This window comes from Collinsella sp. TF06-26 (assembly GCF_002232035.1).
Classification (GTDB): Bacteria; Actinomycetota; Coriobacteriia; order Coriobacteriales; family Coriobacteriaceae; genus Collinsella.
In genome coordinates this window covers 138,873-153,393 of sequence record NZ_NKXR01000003.1, presented here as the reverse complement: position 1 = coordinate 153,393, position 14,521 = coordinate 138,873, and the positions used below count along the sequence as shown (strand labels likewise).

Sequence of the window (14,521 nt, the reverse complement as noted above, 5' to 3'; positions counted from 1 at the left end):
TCAGCAAATAACGAAAGGAAGCTGATCAACATGGCAGAACCCAACATTCTTCTTACCCGCATCGATAACCGACTGGTCCATGGTCAGGTCGCTACCCAGTGGAACTCCACCCTGGGCTCCAACCTCATCCTCGTCGCCAACGACGATGTGTCGACCAACACCATGCGCCAGAACCTCATGAAGATGGCCGCTCCCGCCGGCGTCGCTACGCGTTTCTTCTCCCTGCAGAAGACCATCGACGTCATTGGCAAGGCGAGCCCGCGCCAGAAGATCTTCATCGTGGCCGAAACACCGGAAGACGTGCTTACGCTCGTCAAGGGCGGTGTGCCTATAAAGAAGGTAAACATCGGCAACATGCACATGTCGGAAGGAAAGCGCCAAGTCGCCACCTCCGTCGCAGTTAACGACGAGGATGTCGCTGCGTTTAAAGAGCTGCAGGAATTGGGGGTGGAGTTGGAGATCAGGCGCGTTCCGAGCACGCCTGTTGAGGACACGAGCAAGCTCTTCTCGTAATCCTCATGATCCACGCTGTCAGGAATGAAACCCTGACATTCTGTACGTGAAATCCAAAGTGCGTACATACATTTTGAAAGGAGGAGCAAGATGGAATACTCGATCATCCAGGTCGCTCTGGTCTTCATCGTCACGTTCGTCGCGGCAATCGACCAGTTCAACTTCCTCGAGTCTCTCTATCAGCCCATCGTCACCGGCGCCGTCATCGGTCTTATCCTTGGCGACCTCAACACCGGTCTTCTCGTGGGTGGTACTTATCAGCTCATGACGATCGGCAACATGCCGATCGGAGGCGCTCAGCCGCCTAACGCCGTCATTGGCGGCATCATGGCAGCCATTCTCGCTATCGCCACGGGCCTCGAGCCCAACGCGGCAGTCGGCCTTGCCATTCCGTTCGCTCTGCTTGGTCAGCTCGGCGTTACCCTGGTCTTCACGCTTATGTCGCCGCTCATGTCCTCCGCGGACAACATGGCTCACAACGCTGACACCAAGGGTATCGAGCGTCTGAACTACTTCGCCATGGCTCTGCTCGGCCTGATCTTCGCCGTCGTCGTCACCCTGTTCTTCATCGCTGGCGCCACCATCGGTCAGACCATCGCTTCCGCCATCCCGACTTGGCTGCAGACCGGTCTTTCCGCTGCAGGCGGCATGATGCGCTTCGTCGGCTTCGCCGTCCTACTCAAGGTTATGATGAACCGCGATATGTGGGGCTTCTTCCTCATGGGCTTTGGCCTCGCGCTCATCACCGTTGCCAACGATTCTCTGGCAACCCCTGCTCTGCTCATCCTCGCTCTCATCGGCTTCGGCATCGCCTTCTGGGACTTCCAGCAGCAGACCGAGCTGAAGGGTGCAGCTGTTTCTGACGGAGGTGACTTCGAAGATGGCATCTAATGAGTATGTAATCCCGGAGCACTACGAGGATCTCACTCCTGCTCCGCAGCTCGACCAGAAGACCCTCAACAAGATGGCTTGGCGCTCCTGCTTCCTGCAGGCCTCGTTCAACTACGAGCGTATGCAGGCCGCTGGCTGGCTCTACTCCATCATCCCCGGTCTGGAGAAGATCCACACCAACAAGAACGACCTCGCGGCTTCCATGAGCCACAACCTGGAGTTCTTCAACACCCACCCGTTCCTTGTCACCTTTGTTATGGGCATCGTGCTTTCGCTCGAGCAGAACAAGGTTGACATCCCCACGATCCGCGCCGTCCGCGTCGCCGCAATGGGCCCGCTCGGTGGTATCGGTGACGCCCTGTTCTGGCTGACGCTCGTGCCTATCACGGCCGGCATCACCTCCAACATGGCCATCAACGGCAACGCCGCTGCGCCGATCATCTTCCTGGTGATCTTCAACGTCGTCCAGTTCGCACTGCGCTTCTGGCTCATGAACTGGTCCTACAAGCTTGGCACCAGCGCTATTGACGCTCTGACCGCCAACATGCAGGCCTTCACGCGTGCCGCTTCCATCATGGGCGTCTTCGTCGTCGGTTGCCTGGTCGTCACCATGGGTGGCACCCAGATCAACCTCCAGATCCCCAACGGCACCACCCGTGGCCTTGCCCCTACTACCGTGATCGTCTCCGAGAAGGAGGCCGAGAACTTCACCGGTATGGAGGGCATCGATACCGAGACCGCTGAGGCCGGTACCATCGCCATGACCGATGAGGACGGCAACGCCCTCACCGCCGTCGATGCCGACGGCAACGAGGTCAAGTGCGGCGTCGCCGATCTGGGCAACGGCATGGAGTCCGTGACCTACGCTACCGTCACCGAGGATCCGGTCAACTTCTCTGTTGCCGACACCCTCAACACCATCGTCCCGAAGCTCGTCCCGCTTATGCTTACGCTGCTGCTTTACTACATGTTCGCTAAGCACAGCTGGACCCCGACCAAGGGCATTCTGCTGCTCTTCGTCCTGGGCATCCTGGGCGCTGGCCCGCTTGGTCTCTGGCCGAGCATCTGGTAAGGCTCTAGCTTGAGGGGTGTGTCCCTACGCGGCTCACACCCCGACCCCTTAAGCCATGTGTATGTTAAAAGCCGCGTGCTCGAAAGAGCGCGCGGCTTTTGTTTTCTTGTTGATTCGGGTGTGGCAGACAGATAATGTATAACACCCTAGGTGGTTAGCCGAATTCGAGCAAAAGGGAGGATAGGATGGCGATCGGAGCGCGTAAGCAACCGCTGTACGATCAGCTGGTCGATATTCTGACCGAAAAGATTGACCATGAATATCGCGCCGGTGACATGATTCCTTCCGAACGCGAGCTTTCGGAGCGCTATGGTCTCTCGCGCACTACGGTACGCCTGGCTCTGCAGGAACTGGAGCGTTTAGGACTGGTGGTTCGGCAGCACGGTCGCGGTACCTTTGTGACCGACCGTTCGGCAAAGGCAACCAATCTTATGCAGTCCTACAGCTTTACCGAGCAGATGCGCGCGATGGGTCGCGACCCCGAGACCACGATTCTCGATTTTTGCGAGATGGAGGCCGATAAGAATCTGGCCGAGCATATGGGATTACGTATCGGTGATCGCATTTTTAAGCTCAAGCGCCTTCGTTCTGCCGACAACATGCCCATGATGGTCGAACGTAGCTATCTACCGGTTCGTCAATTTCTGTCCCTAAAGCGACCGCTGCTGGAGCGTAAGCCGCTTTACGATGTGATTGAGCAAGACTTTCAGCAAAAGATACGCGTGGCCGAAGAGGAGTTCTATGCGAGCATAGCCCGTCCCACCGACGCCCACCTTTTGGGAATTGTCGAGGGCTCGCCTGTGCTCGATTTGGTCAGGACTACGTATAACGAGTCAAACGAGGTTGTGGAGTATACACTCTCGGTTGCTCGTGCCGATCAGTTTAAATACAAGGTTTACCACCAGCGTAGCAACTAGTGTCCGCATCGTTTCCATATGGTGATTCTTTGCATTTAACTGGTTACTACCAGATAACCAACCGAAGTGTATAATTGCACGTCAGAGGATTACTTCTAGAGAGAGGTATTAGAAATGTTCGAGAAGAGTGTCGAGGAGCTCACCGAGCTCGGCGCCCAGATCACCACGGCCGAGATTGCTCAGCAGCCCGAGCTTTGGCGTGATACGCTCAACATCTATCGCGAGAACAAGGAGGCCATCGAGGCCTTTCTGGCTGAGGCTCGCGCTATGGGCGAGGGCCGTCTGTCCGTTGTCTTCACCGGTGCCGGTACGTCCGACTATGTTGGCGATACCTGCGCCCCGTACCTGCGTCACGCTGGCAACACTGATCTCTACGACTTTAAGCCCATCGCCACGACCGATATCGTGAGCGCCCCGCGCGACTTCCTGCGCGCCGAGGATCCCACGCTCGTGGTTTCCTTTGCCCGCTCTGGCAACAGCCCCGAGAGCCTTGCCGCCGTCGCCGTTGCCAAGGAGCTCGTCCACAACGTCAAGTTCCTCAACATCACCTGCGCTCCCGAGGGCAAGCTCGCTGTCGAGTCCGCTGATGACCCCAATGCGCTGACGCTGCTCATCCCGCGCGCCAACGACAAGGGCTTCGCCATGACCGGTTCTTATTCCTGCATGACCCTGCTCTCCACCCTTATTTTCGACACTGCCTCTGACGAGCAGAAGGCCGAGTGGGTCGAGACCATCGCCAAGATGGGCGAGGAGGTCATCGCTCGCGAGTCCGAGGTTGCCGATTACCTGGCTGGCGACTTCAACCGCGTGACCTACTTGGGTTCAGGCTCCTTCGGTGGCCTTGCCCAGGAGAGCCAGCTCAAGATCCTCGAGCTCGCTCACGGTCTGGTCGCTACTTCCTACGACACCTCTATGGGTTATCGTCACGGACCCAAGTCCTTCGTCGACGACAAGACCCTCGTGTTCGTGTTCGTCAACAACGATGCCTACGCCCGTCAGTACGATATCGACATCCTCAACGAGATCGGTGGCGACGAGATCGCTCAGCACACCATCGCCGTTCAGCAGGAAGGTGCCACCGTCTATGAGGGCGAGTCCTTCACCTTTAAGGGCTACGAGGCACTTCCCGAGGGCTACCTTGCCCTGCCGTTCGTGATGTTTGCCCAGGCTATCAGCCTGCTCAACTCCGTGCGCGTGGGCAACACGCCCGATACGCCGAGCCCCACCGGCACGGTCAACCGCGTGGTTAAGGGCGTGACGATTCACCCCTTCACCGCTTAATCGCGTCCCCCCTGTAAGGGCGCCCGTCCGCTCATAACGGCGGGCGGGCGCTTTTTGTTTTACGTGAGCTGGGTATAAGCATCACCACAGTCAACTGCTTTAGAAGCAAGGAGTGCATATGAGCACGTACGCAATTAAGGCTGACAAGTTCTTCTTGCCGGCAGGCCCGCAACTGGGCGGCTATCTTATGGTCGAGGACGGCGTCTTTGGCGCCTGGCAGGCCGACGAGCCCTCTTGCGAGATTAAGGACTACACGGGATCGTGGATCGCACCGGGTATGGTCGATACTCACATCCATGGCTTCTACAACCACTCAACTACTGATAACGATCCCGAGGGCATCGATATCAGCTCGACTGAGCTCGCCCGTCGCGGTACCACCAGCTGGCTGCCCACGACGTTCACCGATGGCGTTGAGCAGATCAAGGACGCCTGCGCCGCCATCGCTCAGGCGGACGAGGGTCGCGGCCCCGACTTCTGCGGTGCTCGCATTCAGGGCATCTACCTGGAGGGCCCCTTCTTTACCATGAAGCACGTGGGCGCGCAGAACCCCGCTTATCTTATCGATCCCTCCGAGGAGGTCTTCGATCAGTGGCAGGAGGCTGCGGGTGGTCGCATCGTTAAGAGCGCCATGGCGGCCGAGCGCGACGGTGCCGCTGCTTATGCGGCTGCTCTGAACGCCAAGGGTGTGGTGACCAGCATCGGTCACTCCGACGCCACCTACGATGAGTGCATCGCCGCCATCAACGCCGGTGCCAGCTGCTTTACGCATACCTATAACGGCCAGCGCGGGCTGCATCACCGTGAGCCCGGTGTCGTGGGTGCTGCCATGTCCACGCCCGAGACCTACGCCGAGATCATCTGTGACGGCAAGCACGTAAACCCTGCCGCCATCAAGGCGCTGCTGCAGGCCAAGGGCTGGCAGCACACGGTACTCATCACCGACTGCCTGGGCTGCGGCGGCATGCCCGAGGGCAGCTACACCAGCGGCGGCATGGACGTCATCATGAAGGACAACCTGTGCTGGCTCGCCGATGGCAAGAGCATTGCCGGTTCGGTGCTCACGCTTGCCCAGGGCGTCAAGAACATCGTCGACTGGGGCATCGCCAGCGCCGATATCGCCATTCGCATGGCAACCGAGGTGCCGGCACGCTCCGCGCACATCGAGGATAAGTGCGGCAGCATCATGCCGGGTCGCGACGCCGACTTTGTCGTGTTCGACCATGAGCTCACCCTCGTCGAGACGTATGTTGGCGGCCAGAGCGTCGGCAACGCCTTTACCGAGTAACGAAAGAAAAAGACGGCGGGCCCGAATCTGCTCGGACCCGCCGTACGGGTTAAACGCTCAAAAGCACCTTTACAGTTACAGCTTGCTAGCGATTTTCTTTGCCGTACGCTTAACGCCGGCCACCAGGCCTCCTGCAGGATGCTCCTTCTCGTATGCTAGGCGCTTCTCGCGCTTGGCGTACTCTTCGACGATGATGTCTCCATACTCGTCTTCGATCTTGTCGAAGAAGTCGACGGCACCCTTAATTTCCTCAGCGGTCGGGTGCCCCTTTTGGACACCGCCGGTGAGTTTGAACGGCCCCCACGTATCAAAGCCGGGGCAGCCGTAGACACCCATAAAGATGGCCTGCCTCATGCGGCAGATGCCATCGATATCCTTGCCGTACCACTTGTTTTTGCCACCGTAGGTCATAAGGCCAAACACCTTGTCCTGCGGCTGCAACACGTTAGTGAGCACGCGTGCCATGTCCTTGTCGATCTCGGAGTAATAGATGCCCGTGGCGACACCAATCAGATGGTATTCGTGCAGGTTGGGATACTCGTTTTTGCCGAGTGTTTTCACGTCGAGGGTATCGATTTCGGGGTGCGCCTCGACGATGGCGTCCACGAGCTTTTTCGTATTGCCGTGGTGGCGTGAGGCATAAAGAATGATGGTTCGCATAAGAAGGCCTTTCAGCTGTAATTGCATCAATGTCTGTATGGTACCCCGTTACATGGCCGGGATACCGGACGCATCGATGAGCGTGCGGGTTTGTCCATTGGTCAGAGCCGAGACGGGTACTTGCGAGCAAAAAGCAGTTGTTCGAAAGGATGGGCAATGGAATACGCTCTCTCCAACGATTCGATTTCTATTAAGGTTTCCACGGCTGGTGGCTCGTTTACCTCGATTGAGGCCGGAGGTCGCGAGTACTTGTGGCAGGGTGATCCCACCGTGTGGTCCGGCCAGGCGCCGATTTGCTTCCCGATTTGCGGAGGCTTGCGCGACAACAGCGCCATGACGTTTGCCGGGCATCATGTAAAGCTCGCTCGCCACGGCTTTGCGCGCAAGCAGGAGTGGAAGCTGCTGAGCCAAGGCGAGAACGAGTTGGCTATGTGCCTGGCTTCGGAGGATAACGCCGCGCTGCTGAGCGATTATCCGTATCCGTTTAGGCTCGTCGCCCGCTATACGCTCGAGGACGCCGCCGTGCGTGTCTCCTATGAGGTTACCAACGAGGGCACCGAGGACATGCCGTTCTTTATCGGTGGGCATCCCGGCTTTAGGTGCCCGCTCGATGAGGGCGAGGCCTATACGGACTACGAGTTGCGCTTTGAGAAAGAAGAGGCTGCAGAGCTTTGCACCGCTGTCCCTTCGACTGGCTTGATTGACGTGGACAAGCGCTCCAAGAACCCCATGGTGGGAAAGACGCTGCCCCTGTCGCACGAGCTCTTCGATTTTGCGGAGACCATCTTTGACGTGCTCGAGAGCCGCCAGGTCACGCTTTCCAAAAAGGGCGAGGACAAGGGCGTTCGCCTGAGCTTTGAGGGCTTCCCATATCTCATTGTGTGGAGCAAGCCCGAGGGCGATTTTGTGGCAGTTGAGCCTTGGGGCGGCCTTTCGACCTGCTCCGATGAGGACGACGTGCTTGAGCACAAGCGCGGCTGCCTTGTCGCCAAGCCCAAGGAGACCGTCGTTCGCTCGTTCACGATTGAGATTCTGTAATTCCGTTTTGTCGACTCGTATCGCGAGGCATAAGGAGCCTGCGAGATAAGGAGCTAAAAATGATCCTCACCGTTACGATGAACCCGTCCGTCGATACGCGCTATCAGCTCGATGAGCTCATTATCGACGACGTTAACCGTGTGACGCCCGAAAAGACCGCCGGCGGCAAGGGTCTCAACGTGGCCCGTGTACTGGGTCAGCTGGGCGACGACGTTGTGGCAACCGGTCTACTCGGCGGCCACATGGGCGCCTACATGGCCGAGCTCATGGATGCCAACGGCATTAAGAATGATTTTGTACCCATCAAGGGCGAGACTCGCATTTGCCTTAACATCCTCCACGCCGGCAACCAGACCGAGCTACTCGAGAGCGGCCCGACGATTGCCCCCGAGGAGCTCGATGCCTTTACCGCCAAGTTCGCCGAGCTTGCGAGCAAGGCCGCTGTCGTTACCATCTCGGGTTCGCTGCCCCGTGGTGTCGAGGCGGGCTACTACGCCAAGATCACGGGTATTGCCGAGAACGCCGGCGCCAAGGTGCTGCTCGATACCTCGGGTGCTTCGCTCGAGGCCGCCCTTAAGTCCGAAATTAAGCCCGAGCTGGTCAAGCCTAACCTGACCGAGATTAACGGCCTTCTGGGCACGAGCTTTACCACCGACGATGTGGACGAGCTCCGCGCCGCGCTCGCCTCTGATGCCCGCTTCTCCGATATCCCCTGGGTCGTCGTGTCCATGGGCGCTGCCGGCTCCGTGGGATTCCATAATGGCCGTGCATTCCGCGCCAAGACCCCCGATATCCCCGCCGTTAACGCTACGGGCTCTGGCGATTCGACCATTGCCGGCTTCGCACATGCGATTGCTGCTGGCGCGGATGACGAGACGGTGCTGCGTACCGCCAACACCTGCGGCAAGCTCAATGCCATGGATCCCATGACTGGCCACTTGGTTATGGATCGTTGGGACGAGGTTTACAACGACGTTGTCGTGACCGAGCTGTAGGAGCCTGTGCGCCGCCCCCGGCATCGGTTGCTTGCTTGTGGTTAGAGTCGACGACAAGTGCGGTAGCATTATGCCGGGGCGCGACGCCGATGCTGTCGTGTTCAATCCCGACCTTACCCTGGTCGAGACGTATGTGGGTGGCAACAGCGTCGGTAATGCATTTACCGAGTAGCTGCCAAATAAACGATCCGAGAGGGGATTTAGATGATTTACGGTGCATTGGGCGATATCGAGGAATACCGCGGAATGCTCAAGGGCCTCGACGTGCTGATCGACTGGCTCGAGGAGAACGACCCGGCACAGCTCGAGGTCGGCAGCCATCCGATTTTGGGTGAGAAGGTCTTTGCGAACGTCATGTCTCCCACGACGCGTCCCGAGGCTGAGGCTCACTATGAGACGCATCAGCGCTATCACGACCTGCAGATCGACGTCGAGGGTCGCGAGGCCTTCAAGGTCGCTACGGGCAGCCTGACGCTGGTCCAGGAGTTTGACGAGAAGGACGACTACGATCTGGTCGATTCCGACGCTTCGATCGCCGGCGATCTTGCCGACGACAAATTCGCGCTGTTCGTTGCCGGCGAGCCCCACATGCCCACGCTCGAGTTCCCGGGCGATGGCGCACAGCCGGTCAAGAAGATCTGCTTTAAGTTGCTTGCCGACGCCTACTGGGAGGAGTAGCGAGCTGCTCGGCTGAGCTGTTCGTCTGATGGCGTGATTCCCCTAGGGAAATCACGCTAGGACCCCGCCAAACGGGTTTTCCCTAGGGAAATCACGTTTGGCGGGGTTTTCTGTTTTTGAATAGGGAAGCCTCATTTATTTGCGAAGAACATCGGCTAGCCGCAGGATTGAAATCATCGACCGATAAGTGAGTTCCACTTTTTCGCCCGCAAGCAGTCGTTTCGAGCCAATCTCATCTAGCCCCACAAGCCGAGAAAACAGCGGGCCGCTCATCGTGCCATCGTCAATTGATTCCCTTATGGTCTTCAAAACGCCCGTATCATGAAGCGATGCCGAGCTGTAGGGGGCAACACGAGCGGAACTCTCAATTAACGACGAGACAAAAGGATGGAGATGCTTTGGACATAGTCCATCAAACACCACATCCCCATTGTCGTTCGAGCCGACCAGGCGCCAAGTATAATGATCGACCCAGTCATCTCCGTCATATATGGCGTCCATGAGCAACTTCCCGTCTAGAGAGAGAAACCTATTTGGACATCGGGGCGCAAGACCGCAATCCATATCGGACCTGCAGCAGCTCCAACCCAACGCGCCACATAGGTTCCCTTTCGTACATGTGTATCAATCTGCCCCGAAATGCCGGTGAATGCAATTCCAGACCCGTTTGTCGGATAGCAATCGACGTATTTTTGTTTTCCGCTCACAACCTTGTATAGATAAATCGTTCCAGCAAAAGAGAAGGGATCGTTCGCAATTTTGTCCGGAAGAACTTGCCACCTCAAAATCCCGCTACCAATATGGTCAAGCTTGACCGTTCCGCCGTCCCCCTCAAAAGTGGCAAGGGGATTTACCCCAGACTGAGAGTCGGCATCGCCCTCCTTAGCAGTTATCAGCAGGCTGCCCGTATAAGACTGCTAAGGCTCACCTTCAGGACAGGCAGCCTTGGCCCAAGAAGGGCCACTCAGGCAGAACAGTCCGAGCAGCATCAATACCAACAAAAGAAAACCCTTAGTTCTTTTCATCTATATCGCCAATGTCTCTCGACATTTGTATATTGTGACCATTTTAGATCTATATGGCCAATTCGAGCCCTCGCCATAGCAATTGTTGCAGCTGGGTTTCTTTTCATTAAGATTTCACTTTGGTAAATCCCCGCCCCTAAGCATTAAACCTGAAGTCCACCGAGTGGGCCGCTGTTGACGTCGCGATGCCTGGATGGGCGTACGCACTCAAAATCGGCAACAAAAAAGCCGCCCGAAGGCGGCTATCTTGTGCAATGGAGCCAGCGACCGGGCTCGAACCGGTGACCCCCGCTTTACGAGAGCGGTGCTCTACCAACTGAGCTACGCTGGCGGCCATATGATGACGCAACTGAGGCGTCAACGGCTGTCTATGATACGGGACATCGCACATCCGCGCAAGTGTTCTGACGGCTTTTCTCACTTTAAATGCACTAATATTAGAGGCGTGATGTCTGCAGTGCCCATTTGTTACTTGACCTGCTGTTGAGTTGGTGGCCGACGTCCCGCTCGTATGGGTCTCAAACAGAATGGGGCAGCCATGGCTCAACCCAAGATCCTTCTCACGCGTATCGATGACCGTTTCATTTACGGGCAAGACGTTGAGCTGTGGAACGAAGCCGTGGGTTCCAACCTTGTCCTAATCGTCAACGACGAGATCGCGGCGGATTCGCGCCAGTGGGCGCCCATGAGGGTGGCGGCGCCAGAAGGCGTTTGGACACGGTTTTTCTCGGTGCAAAGGACTATCGACATCATTCATACTGCAACGCCGCGCCAATGGATTCTCATCATGGTGGCGTCGCCCGCCGATGCACTCACGCTGGTCAAGGGCGGTGTGCCGATCACCAAGATTAGCATTGGCCATATGCAAGCAGGGGAGGGCAAGCGCTCTGTAACGCCCGCAGTCGCCATAGGCGATGCAGACGTCGCTGCTCTCAGAGAGCTACAAAAGCTCGGCATAGAACTAGAAATCCGCTATCTCCCCAGCTCCGACCCCGATCCCATCGAGAACCTGCTCGCGTGATTACCTGGGGGCGGAGGAAAACGGATCGTATTTTCCCGTGGAGGAGCGGCGAGATGCCCTCGGCCAGGAATTGGGGCCATCTACTACTTTTGGTCGCTTACCTCGAAGCACGATGAAAATCGCAATATTAAAACTGCAGGTAGCGAACGTGCGATTTTTGAAAATAGGGGCGTATGGTCAGGGGTGCGGGAGTAAAAGTAGTAGATGGGCGCAATCTGTAGCGCGCCGATTTCAGGCATGTTGGCACATGTGTCGGAGCTATGAAAAGAGTGTCCCTTTCGACTAGTCTTTTAGAACGTCAATGACTGCACCACAGCTTAAGCCGTTCGCAAAAATGGCTCCTAAATCTGTTTCGTTAATTGAATTGCGTAAACATGGTTAATCAGAGAACCGAAATTTGGTTAAATGTAAACTGTAAATTAGGTTAAACGCGCTGGTAGCAATGGTGATAAATATGCCAAAAAAGTACTACACCAGAATTGTCGAAAATGAGCTCGACCAGCTGCTGGGCATATTCGGTGCCGTTCTTATCGAAGGACCGAAATGGTGTGGAAAGACGACCACGGCCGAGACCCGTGCGGCGTCCAGGCTCCTTCTCATGGACCCGTCCCGCAACTTCGAGAATCGCTTACGCGCCGAGACGGATCCGGCTCTTGCCGTTTCCGGCGAGGTGCCGCGGCTGATTGACGAGTGGCAGGAGGTTCCGAAACTTTGGGACGCGGCACGGTTTGAGTGCGACAACCGCGGCGGTGAGCCTGGTCAGTTCATATTTACGGGATCGGCAACACCGCGAGACGACGAACGTCCGATGCACAGTGGCGCTGGAAGATTCGCCAAACTGCGCATGGATACCATGACGCTTTTCGAACTCGGGAAATCCAGCGGTGCAGTTAAGCTGTCGGGCATTATTTCTGGCGAAAAGTTCAGTGGCGCCTTCGGGTCGTTGGACTCTGCCTCGATTGCCGAGTGCGTTGTTCGCGGCGGATGGCCCGCGGCGGTCGGACACGATGCGCGGGCTGCGTCCGTGATGGCCAAACGTTACATCGGCATAGTTGCCGAAGAAGATTTGTCCCGTGTCGACGGCTCTCGCCGCGACCCTGAGAAGGTCAAAGCCGTTATCGAATCGCTTGCGCGAAATGAATCCACTTTGGCGACACTCAAGACGCTCGTGGCCGATCTTGGCGGAGAGGTGTCGAGACAGACGGCGGCATCGTATATATCTCTTCTCGCACGGGTTAGCTTCGTTCGCGATATTCCCGCGTGGAATCCAGCAATGAGATCTCCGGTGCACTTAAGAGAATCAAAGAAGCATCATCTTGCTGACCCGTCGCTGGCGGCCGCTGCGCTCGGGGCGACTCCGGAGACCTTGCTGCTAGATTTCAAGACGCTCGGACTGCTTTTTGAATCGCTGGCACTCCATGATTTGTGGGTTTATGCGCGAGCAAACGGAATGGGCCTCTATCACTATCACGATTCTCGTGATCTAGAGGTCGATGCGGTCATTGCGGCTCCTGGTGGGACCTGGATCCCGGTCGAAGTTAAACTCAGCTCTGCTCAAATCGAAGAGGCGTCTGACAGCCTTGTTGCTGTCGAGAAACGCATGGCTGCCGCCGGAAACAACCCGCCGGTTTCGAAAGTCGTGATCATCGGGTTTGGTTCGCAAGCCTATGTTACCGAGCGTGGCGTCCAAGTTGTTCCGCTGGATGTTCTCGCGCCGTAACGCGACGGTCGAAGCGGGACGGACGCCACCATTGCGCGCGAGGACACGGCATCATCGATGATGCGGCGGCCACATTCGACAAAGAGTGCCCACAACGATTAGTCGTTTAAGAACGTCGCAGGCGACTAGGTAGAAAAACGTCCGTCGGCGGTGGTGCCGGCGGGCGTTGCTGTGCGATATGTCGCGTTGTGGGCTTAGTGCCTCATAAAGTGGTACTCGATGACGTTGCTGTAGGGGTGACCCGGGCCCACAATGCCCTGTGGGAACAGCGGCTGGTGTGGTGTGTCGGGGTACATCTCGGCCTCGAGGGCAAAGCCAGCGCCCCAGCCGTAGTTGGCATCGTCCTTGGCGTGCTCGTCGCCCAGCCAGTTGCCGGTGTAGAGCTGCACGCCCGGGGCGGTGGTGTAGTAGTCCAGCTCACGACCGGTCCACATCTCCTCGACGTGCATCGCGCGGCGCAGGTTGCGACCGTACTGATAGTCATCGATGCACAGGCAGTGGTCGTAGCCGCGGGCCTGCTTGATCTGCGGGTCGTCGGCTTCCATGCCGGGCGCGACGGGACGCAGCTCGCGGAAGTCAAACGGCGTGCCCTCGACCGGAGCGATCTCGCCGGTGGGGATATTCTGCTCGTTGATGGGCAGGTAGTGGGCGGCGTTAGCAACAAAGAAGTGCTCGCAGTCCATACCGGCGTTATGACCGGCAAGGTTAAAGTACGTGTGGTTGGTCATGGACACATAGGTGGCGCGGTCGCTCTCGCAACCATATTCGATGCGGAAGACACCGGTGCGCGTAACGGTAAACACGGCCGTAAACGTGCGGTTGCCGGGAAGTCCCAGCTCGCCGTCCTCGAGCGAGATAGTCATGCGCACGGCATTGTGGAGCTCGTCGAGCTCCACATCCCATACGCGCTTGTGCAAACCGTGCTCAAGATCGCTGTGCAGGTTGTTGGCGCCCTCGTTGGCGGGCATATGCCAGTCCGTGCCGTCGATGGTGATCGTGGCGCCTGCGGTGCGGTTTGCCACGGGGCCGATGGTCGCGCCAAAGCAGGCGGGGTTGTCAAAGTAATCCTCGAGCTTATCAAAGCCCAGCACCACATCGCGCACGTTGCCGGGGATGTCGGGCACGTCGATGCCCAGCACGGTGGCGCCAAAGTCCATAATGCGAACGGAGATCTCGGGACCGTTGAGGGTGTAGCGATGAACGGGGGTACCGCACGGCGCGGTGCCGAAAAGCTCGGAAGTGATCATTTGGTTCCTAACATCGAGGTATTTCGCACAAACTGTAGCGCGAACAGGCGAAATTATCACTACACCCCACTAAAGCAGGGGGTATTTTTCTCAAAAAAGTGATGATTGGAGCTGTGTGGACGTTCATTTCTGACGCGTACGAGTCTGATACAATTTGTTCGTTACTGTTTGAATG

At 57.4% G+C, this 14,521-nt stretch carries 14 protein-coding genes and 1 tRNA gene; 11 read left to right on the top strand and 4 right to left on the bottom strand.

Features of this window, described 5'->3' with window-relative positions; translation table 11 throughout:
* Window positions 1-30: 30 nt before the first annotated feature.
* The 6 genes from agaV to nagA all read left to right on the top strand — a co-directional run bounded on the left by agaV (window position 31) and on the right by nagA (window position 5,962).
* Complete coding sequence (gene agaV / locus CHY22_RS03215; protein ID WP_089572404.1) at window positions 31-513, top strand: PTS N-acetylgalactosamine transporter subunit IIB; 483 nt, start codon at window positions 31-33, stop codon at window positions 511-513.
* A gap of 90 nt (window positions 514-603) precedes the next feature.
* Window positions 604-1,404 carry a PTS sugar transporter subunit IIC gene (locus CHY22_RS03210; RefSeq protein ID WP_089572403.1) on the top strand — a complete coding sequence of 267 codons (801 nt, stop codon included), beginning with the start codon at window positions 604-606 and terminating at the stop codon, window positions 1,402-1,404.
* Window positions 1,394-2,476 (top strand): PTS system mannose/fructose/sorbose family transporter subunit IID, encoded by a 1,083-nt coding sequence (locus tag CHY22_RS03205; protein WP_089572402.1) that lies wholly within the window; start codon window positions 1,394-1,396, stop codon window positions 2,474-2,476. Before CHY22_RS03210 ends, CHY22_RS03205 begins: the two co-directional genes overlap by 11 nt.
* A 185-nt stretch (window positions 2,477-2,661) precedes the next feature.
* Window positions 2,662-3,393, top strand: a complete 732-nt coding sequence (locus tag CHY22_RS03200) for a GntR family transcriptional regulator (RefSeq protein WP_089572401.1) — start codon at window positions 2,662-2,664, stop codon at window positions 3,391-3,393.
* Window positions 3,394-3,507: 114 nt separating this feature from the next.
* Window positions 3,508-4,674 carry an SIS domain-containing protein gene (locus CHY22_RS03195; RefSeq protein ID WP_089572400.1) on the top strand — a complete coding sequence of 389 codons (1,167 nt, stop codon included), beginning with the start codon at window positions 3,508-3,510 and terminating at the stop codon, window positions 4,672-4,674.
* 118 nt (window positions 4,675-4,792) lie between these two features.
* Window positions 4,793-5,962, top strand: a complete 1,170-nt coding sequence (nagA, locus tag CHY22_RS03190) for an N-acetylglucosamine-6-phosphate deacetylase (RefSeq protein ID WP_022094606.1) — start codon at window positions 4,793-4,795, stop codon at window positions 5,960-5,962.
* A gap of 75 nt (window positions 5,963-6,037) precedes the next feature.
* On the opposite strand, the gene CHY22_RS03185 is transcribed toward nagA, so the two are convergent.
* Window positions 6,038-6,622 (bottom strand): hypothetical protein, encoded by a 585-nt coding sequence (locus CHY22_RS03185; RefSeq protein WP_089572399.1) that lies wholly within the window; start codon window positions 6,620-6,622, stop codon window positions 6,038-6,040.
* 156 nt (window positions 6,623-6,778) lie between these two features.
* On the opposite strand from CHY22_RS03185, the gene CHY22_RS03180 reads away from it, so the two are divergent.
* The 3 genes from CHY22_RS03180 to CHY22_RS03170 all read left to right on the top strand — a co-directional run bounded on the left by CHY22_RS03180 (window position 6,779) and on the right by CHY22_RS03170 (window position 9,333).
* Window positions 6,779-7,660, top strand: coding sequence for an aldose 1-epimerase family protein (locus tag CHY22_RS03180; protein ID WP_089572398.1), 882 nt, complete (start codon window positions 6,779-6,781; stop codon window positions 7,658-7,660).
* A 59-nt stretch (window positions 7,661-7,719) separates the two neighbouring features.
* Window positions 7,720-8,655, top strand: a complete 936-nt coding sequence (locus tag CHY22_RS03175) for a hexose kinase (protein WP_089572397.1) — start codon at window positions 7,720-7,722, stop codon at window positions 8,653-8,655.
* A 204-nt stretch (window positions 8,656-8,859) separates the two neighbouring features.
* On the top strand, window positions 8,860-9,333 hold the full coding sequence (locus CHY22_RS03170) for a YhcH/YjgK/YiaL family protein (RefSeq protein WP_089572396.1): 474 nt from the start codon (window positions 8,860-8,862) through the stop codon (window positions 9,331-9,333).
* A gap of 135 nt (window positions 9,334-9,468) precedes the next feature.
* Here the strand turns inward: CHY22_RS03170 and CHY22_RS03165 are convergent, their stop codons facing one another.
* Complete coding sequence (locus CHY22_RS03165) at window positions 9,469-9,834, bottom strand: hypothetical protein (protein ID WP_089572395.1); 366 nt, start codon at window positions 9,832-9,834, stop codon at window positions 9,469-9,471.
* A 779-nt stretch (window positions 9,835-10,613) separates the two neighbouring features.
* Window positions 10,614-10,689: transfer RNA gene (locus CHY22_RS03160), tRNA-Thr, on the bottom strand.
* A gap of 207 nt (window positions 10,690-10,896) precedes the next feature.
* On the opposite strand from CHY22_RS03160, the gene CHY22_RS03155 reads away from it, so the two are divergent.
* Both CHY22_RS03155 and CHY22_RS03150 read left to right on the top strand, forming a co-directional pair.
* Complete coding sequence (locus CHY22_RS03155) at window positions 10,897-11,379, top strand: PTS sugar transporter subunit IIB (RefSeq protein WP_089572394.1); 483 nt, start codon at window positions 10,897-10,899, stop codon at window positions 11,377-11,379.
* Between the two features lie 454 nt (window positions 11,380-11,833).
* Window positions 11,834-13,099, top strand: coding sequence for a DUF4143 domain-containing protein (locus tag CHY22_RS03150; protein WP_158551163.1), 1,266 nt, complete (start codon window positions 11,834-11,836; stop codon window positions 13,097-13,099).
* Window positions 13,100-13,293: 194 nt separating this feature from the next.
* Here the strand turns inward: CHY22_RS03150 and CHY22_RS03145 are convergent, their stop codons facing one another.
* Window positions 13,294-14,346 (bottom strand): aldose epimerase family protein, encoded by a 1,053-nt coding sequence (locus CHY22_RS03145; RefSeq protein ID WP_089572392.1) that lies wholly within the window; start codon window positions 14,344-14,346, stop codon window positions 13,294-13,296.
* Between the last annotated feature and the right edge of the window lie 175 nt (window positions 14,347-14,521).

What these genes read in the sequence shown, in the direction of transcription:
- agaV (WP_089572404.1), top strand. Translation starts at nt 31, where the DNA reads ATGGCAGAACCCAACATTCTTCTTACCCGCATCGATAACCGACTGGTC.
- CHY22_RS03210 (WP_089572403.1), top strand. Translation starts at nt 604, where the DNA reads ATGGAATACTCGATCATCCAGGTCGCTCTGGTCTTCATCGTCACGTTC.
- CHY22_RS03205 (WP_089572402.1), top strand. Translation starts at nt 1,394, where the DNA reads ATGGCATCTAATGAGTATGTAATCCCGGAGCACTACGAGGATCTCACT.
- CHY22_RS03200 (WP_089572401.1), top strand. Translation starts at nt 2,662, where the DNA reads ATGGCGATCGGAGCGCGTAAGCAACCGCTGTACGATCAGCTGGTCGAT.
- CHY22_RS03195 (WP_089572400.1), top strand. Translation starts at nt 3,508, where the DNA reads ATGTTCGAGAAGAGTGTCGAGGAGCTCACCGAGCTCGGCGCCCAGATC.
- nagA (WP_022094606.1), top strand. Translation starts at nt 4,793, where the DNA reads ATGAGCACGTACGCAATTAAGGCTGACAAGTTCTTCTTGCCGGCAGGC.
- CHY22_RS03185 (WP_089572399.1), bottom strand. Translation starts at nt 6,622, where the DNA reads ATGCGAACCATCATTCTTTATGCCTCACGCCACCACGGCAATACGAAA.
- CHY22_RS03180 (WP_089572398.1), top strand. Translation starts at nt 6,779, where the DNA reads ATGGAATACGCTCTCTCCAACGATTCGATTTCTATTAAGGTTTCCACG.
- CHY22_RS03175 (WP_089572397.1), top strand. Translation starts at nt 7,720, where the DNA reads ATGATCCTCACCGTTACGATGAACCCGTCCGTCGATACGCGCTATCAG.
- CHY22_RS03170 (WP_089572396.1), top strand. Translation starts at nt 8,860, where the DNA reads ATGATTTACGGTGCATTGGGCGATATCGAGGAATACCGCGGAATGCTC.
- CHY22_RS03165 (WP_089572395.1), bottom strand. Translation starts at nt 9,834, where the DNA reads ATGGACGCCATATATGACGGAGATGACTGGGTCGATCATTATACTTGG.
- CHY22_RS03155 (WP_089572394.1), top strand. Translation starts at nt 10,897, where the DNA reads ATGGCTCAACCCAAGATCCTTCTCACGCGTATCGATGACCGTTTCATT.
- CHY22_RS03150 (WP_158551163.1), top strand. Translation starts at nt 11,834, where the DNA reads ATGCCAAAAAAGTACTACACCAGAATTGTCGAAAATGAGCTCGACCAG.
- CHY22_RS03145 (WP_089572392.1), bottom strand. Translation starts at nt 14,346, where the DNA reads ATGATCACTTCCGAGCTTTTCGGCACCGCGCCGTGCGGTACCCCCGTT.